Raw genomic sequence first — 4,498 nt, 5'->3', positions numbered from 1 at the left:
AGCTAAAAGTGGAGGATTGTATTACTATGAGGTTGTTGCAACAGTTAAGCCTGCATTTTGGATAGTCAAGAATGAGCGGCCTAAGGCCAGTGGTTGGCTATATTATAAAGAGGAAGTAGTTTCTGAGAGCGTGCCACAAGTCATCAATATCATAAATCAACTCCCGGCATCTTGATGTCTAGGGTGTATTGAAGGCAAATTTAATGTTTGCAATGTCCATAGGAGTTCGCGGCGCTTAGTCCCTCTCCCTCCCCTTTACATTCGCCTCCGCCGGGGGGAATATGGGAACATGAGGAAGGTCCCTGCAACACTCCCCGGAGGCCCCATGAACGCTACGTCATCCCTGACCAAGCATGAGAACGATTTGTCGCGCGCCCTGCGCCAGCGCGTGAACAGCGCCGAGAGCATTCTGGACGTGCAGAACGCCTTTGCCGAGTTCCTGCGCGAGATTCTGAGCCGCGCCACGGGCGCGGAAGTGGTGCTCGACGAAGGCGACGTGCGCGTGGACCCCAAGGTGGAGGATGGCTTTCTCCTTGGGCCGGGCATCACCGCGAACCCGGATTACGCCGGATTCCTGGAGCATTCGGACCTGCTGCCCATCCTGCGCCGCCAGGCCATCGACGCCGTGAACCGCATCAACCACCTGGACAGGCACACCGTGCGGGCCGAGGCCAAGATCTTCCCGCGCCCGGACCGCAAGTATTGAGGAGCGCGTCCGTTTTCACGCTTGTCGTGCGTTTATTTCCGGTTTGACATCCGCCCGCCCGAATCGTGCGCCTCAGCCCGGCCTGCGGGGGGCGTACGCCGCGCCAAAAGGCCTTGGCTTGGGCGCACCCGGCCCCCGCGGTGTGTGGAAGACACTGACGCCGCGAGCGCTTTTGCGCATTAATTATTTATTTCGGATGAATACGGTAATGTGTTGTGGTGGAGAACGTGTTCATCTCGGCAAGTGGATCAGCTTATTACGCAGTATTGCAATGGGATGCAGAATCCGCCACAGGGAGCGCGAGTGTTGCTTTGCGGTTGTTTGTGGCGGGATATATTCAACAGGTTTTTCCCCATCCCAACGTCGAAAGCCTTGGTGGCGAATGAATTCATGCCAATCCTGTGTGGTGATGAGCACGGCGTTGTGTGGGATTTTTACGTGGATAACTGGTGTGTAGAAGCCTTTCGGGAGCCCTTGGTCGTCGAAAAGCGCGTAGATTTTCATCGACATTCTCCTGGGGGGAAGCATGGATACTGCTCGCAGGTAGAATTGATGCCCGGAGTTGTCAACATACTTCTGGTATGTGTCAACAGCCTTTTGTAAAGGCCGGTGAGCACGTGCCCCCCTTGCGCGGCCAGGTCCGGGCTTTTATACCCGCCCCATGAAACAGCTGCGTAGCCTCCTTTCGTTTCTGGGCCTGCCGTTTTTGGCCCTTTTGCTGCTGCCTGCCCTGTGCCTCGCGGCGGATTCCGTGCGACCCGACCTTGCCCGGCTGGCCCGGCTCTTCGACGAGCGCGGCCTGGACGGCTGCTTCGTGGCGCAAACGCCGCAGGGGATGGTGCGCGTGAATCCGCAGCGCGCGTCCTTGCGCCTGCGCCCCGCGTCCACCTTCAAGGTCGTCAATGCGCTGGTGGCCCTGGAATCGGGCGTGGCCCCGGACACGGCCTTTTTGCTGCGCTGGGACGGCGTGCACCGCGACTTTCCCGGCTGGGACAGCGACCTGACGCTGGAACAGGCCTTCCGTGTGTCCTGCGTGTGGTACTTTGTGGAGCTGGGCCGCCTGAACGGGCGCGAGCGCCTGGGCGCGGCCATGCGGACCCTGTCCTACGGCAACGCCGACGCAGGCGGCTCCGACCAGTTCTGGCTCGACGGGGGCTTGCGCATCAGCGCGGACGAGCAGGTGCGCTACCTGGACCGGCTGGCGCGCGGCGACGTGCCGTTTTCCCCGCGCAGCCTGGGCCTGCTGCGGCAGATCATGCTGCTGGACCAGGGAACGGATCAAGGGTCCGGCCAGGAGCCCGGCCAGAAAAAGCGCGCGCGCGGCCAATGGAAGCTATACGCCAAGAGCGGCATGGCCGTGCACGGCGGTGTGCCGGGCGACACAAGTGACCGGACGCCCGTGGGCTGGCTGGTGGGCTACGTGGAACGCGGCGGCGAGACCTATGCCTTTGCCCTGAACCTGAGCCCCAGGCCCGGCGACGCGCGCACCTGGCGTGACCTGATGCCCCTGCGCCTGGAGCTGGCGCGGGCCATGCTGGCGGAAGTGGGCATTCTTCCCGCGAAATAAGACCTGAACGCGAAACGGCCCGGCCGCCCCCACAGGAAGCGGGAGCGCCGGGCCGCTGTGCGTGTGGTTCCGGTCTAGCGGAACTGCTTCTCGCGCTCGCGGATGGCCTCGGCCCCGATGAAGCGGTAATACTCTTCAAAATTCATCATGTTCTGCGGGGTGGCAAAGCCCTCGGTGCTGCCCTTGGCCTTCAGGGTGTTGGCCCAGGTCTGCAGGGCGCGCGCGGCCGTGAACACCGAGGCGCACGGATAGGCCGCCGCCGCGTAGCCAAGGTCCTGCAACTCGGCGGCGCTCAGGAAGGGGCTTTTGCCGCCCTCGATCATGTTGGCCATGCTGGGCGCGGGCACGGCCGCGTTGACCCTGGCCATGTCCTCGCGCGTGGTCACGGCCTCCACGAAGACCATGTCCGCCCCGGCCTCGGCATACAGCCGCGCCCGGCGGATGGCCTCGTCCAGGCCATGGACGGCGGCGGCGTCGGTGCGGGCCATGATGACGAAGTCCGGGTCGCTGCGGGCGGCCAGGGCGGCCTTCAGTTTGGGCAGGTACTCGTCCACGTTGACCACGCTCTTGCCCGCCATGTGGCCGCAGCGTTTGGGGTAGGTCTGATCCTCTATGAACAGGGCGGCCGCGCCCATGCGCTCCACCAGGCGCACCGTGCGCATGACGTTGTTCACGTCGCCGAAGCCGGTGTCGATGTCCACCAGCACCGGGATGTCCACGCGGTCGATGAGGTTGGCGTAGTGCGTCAGCATCTCGGTGGAGCTGATGAGCCCGATGTCCGGCAGGCCGAGCACGCTGCCCGAGGTGCCGTAGCCCGCCATGGCCATGGCGGAGAAGCCCGCCTGCTGGATGGCCAGGGCCGAGAGGCCGTCGTGGGCCACGGGGAGCATGAGCAGCTCCGGGGCGTTCACCAGACTGCGGAAGCGGGTGGTCATCTTCATGGGGGCTCCGTTGGTGTCGGGGTGGGGACGGGCGGTTGCGCCGCATAGACGATCTGTACTCCGGGGCGCGCGCCTCATCAATATGGGCCTGGGGGCGAATGAACGCGAAACGGCCCGGCCATCCCAAAGGACAGCCGGGCCGCGAAGGCATGATGTGATGCGGGGGCTACAGGGCCATGAGGGCGTCCATGTTGCCCGCGCCCTGGGCGATGGCGTCGTCCTTGCCCTCAAGGTTCTGGCCCACCAGCTTGGCCAGCACACCCTTGGGGCCCACCTCGACGAAGCGCCGCGCGCCCATGGCGTACAGGCTCTGCATGGTGGTGGTCCACAGGACGGAGGAGGTCATCTGCGCGGCCAGCAGGGTCTTCAGGATGCCGGGGTCGCTTTCGGGCTGGCCGGTGACGTTCATGCACACCGGGAACGCGGCGCGCTGCCAGCGCAGATCCTCCAGCACCTTGGCGAAGGCGTTGGCCGGCTCGCTCATGAGCGGGCTGTGGAACGCGCCGGAAACGGCCAGGGGTACGGCGCGGCCCTTGGCTTCCTTCACCAGCGTTGCGGCCAGTTCCAGGGCGGGCTTTTCGCCGCTTATCACGAACTGCGCGGGCGAATTGTGGTTGGCGATGCGCAGGAAGGCTCCGCTCTGCTTGGCGGCCTTGTCCACGGCCTGCTCCACTGCTTCCAGGGGCAGTTTGAGCACGGCGGCCATGCCGTGGCCTTCCTTGCCCGCATTCGCCATGAGCTTGCCACGTTCGCACACGGCCTTCACCGCGTCCTCCACGCCAAGCACGCCGGCGGCGGTGAGGGCGGCGAACTCGCCCAGGCTGTGCCCGGCCGCAGCCACGGGGTTCTGCGCCGCGGGCTTGTCCTTCAGGGCCAGCCACAGGCTCACGTTGACCACTGTGAGGGCGGGCTGCAGGGCGCGGGTGTCGCTCATCTCCGGGGCCGGGGCGGCGCCCTCGGCTCCCCAGTAAATTTCGCGCAGCTTGAGGCCGGAGTGCTTCTCGGCCAGAATCCAGAGGTCCATGGCCGAAGCCTGGGCCTCGGCCACGTCGCGGCCCATGTTCAGCTCTTGCGAGCCCTGGCCGGGAAAGAGGAAGGCGGTGGGCAGCATCATCGTCTCCTTGTGGATGTGGGATGAATCTGGACGGCTCAGTTCTGGGCCTTGCCGAACAGGGCGCGGCGCAGGTCGTCCAGGGTTTTGCAGGTGCCGGAATGCAGCAAGGGGCCATAGCCCAGGCGCGAGGCCTGTTTGAGGCGCGTCTCGTGCCCGGCCACGGGGCGCAC

General features: G+C 65.0%; 5 protein-coding genes. 2 read left to right on the top strand and 3 right to left on the bottom strand.

Annotated features, from left to right (window positions below; translation table 11 throughout):
* The first annotated feature begins 325 nt into the window (after positions 1–325).
* Positions 326–706 (top strand): hypothetical protein, encoded by a 381-nt coding sequence (locus tag VN419_RS07430; protein ID WP_325646050.1) that lies wholly within the window; start codon positions 326–328, stop codon positions 704–706.
* 231 nt (positions 707–937) lie between these two features.
* Here VN419_RS07430 and VN419_RS07425 read toward each other — a convergent pair whose 3' ends face one another.
* Positions 938–1,210 carry a hypothetical protein gene (locus tag VN419_RS07425; protein ID WP_325646048.1) on the bottom strand — a complete coding sequence of 91 codons (273 nt, stop codon included), beginning with the start codon at positions 1,208–1,210 and terminating at the stop codon, positions 938–940.
* A gap of 157 nt (positions 1,211–1,367) precedes the next feature.
* On the opposite strand from VN419_RS07425, the gene VN419_RS07420 reads away from it, so the two are divergent.
* Positions 1,368–2,273, top strand: coding sequence for a penicillin-binding transpeptidase domain-containing protein (locus VN419_RS07420; protein WP_325646046.1), 906 nt, complete (start codon positions 1,368–1,370; stop codon positions 2,271–2,273).
* A gap of 74 nt (positions 2,274–2,347) precedes the next feature.
* On the opposite strand, the gene VN419_RS07415 is transcribed toward VN419_RS07420, so the two are convergent.
* Together VN419_RS07415 and VN419_RS07410 are read right to left on the bottom strand one after the other, a co-directional pair.
* A complete protein-coding gene (locus tag VN419_RS07415) occupies positions 2,348–3,214 on the bottom strand; it encodes an isocitrate lyase/PEP mutase family protein (RefSeq protein WP_325646044.1) in 867 nt (288 codons plus the stop codon).
* Between the two features lie 166 nt (positions 3,215–3,380).
* Positions 3,381–4,328, bottom strand: coding sequence for an ACP S-malonyltransferase (locus VN419_RS07410; protein WP_325646042.1), 948 nt, complete (start codon positions 4,326–4,328; stop codon positions 3,381–3,383).
* Positions 4,329–4,498 lie beyond the last annotated feature (170 nt).

This window comes from Humidesulfovibrio sp. (assembly GCF_035560995.1).
In the GTDB taxonomy this organism is placed as follows: domain Bacteria; phylum Desulfobacterota; class Desulfovibrionia; order Desulfovibrionales; family Desulfovibrionaceae; genus Humidesulfovibrio.
The sequence above is the reverse complement of the archived record's forward strand: the minus strand, read 5'-3'. Positions and strand labels throughout refer to the sequence as shown.

What these genes read in the sequence shown, in the direction of transcription:
- VN419_RS07430 (WP_325646050.1), top strand. Translation starts at nt 326, where the DNA reads ATGAACGCTACGTCATCCCTGACCAAGCATGAGAACGATTTGTCGCGC.
- VN419_RS07425 (WP_325646048.1), bottom strand. Translation starts at nt 1,210, where the DNA reads ATGAAAATCTACGCGCTTTTCGACGACCAAGGGCTCCCGAAAGGCTTC.
- VN419_RS07420 (WP_325646046.1), top strand. Translation starts at nt 1,368, where the DNA reads ATGAAACAGCTGCGTAGCCTCCTTTCGTTTCTGGGCCTGCCGTTTTTG.
- VN419_RS07415 (WP_325646044.1), bottom strand. Translation starts at nt 3,214, where the DNA reads ATGAAGATGACCACCCGCTTCCGCAGTCTGGTGAACGCCCCGGAGCTG.
- VN419_RS07410 (WP_325646042.1), bottom strand. Translation starts at nt 4,328, where the DNA reads ATGATGCTGCCCACCGCCTTCCTCTTTCCCGGCCAGGGCTCGCAAGAG.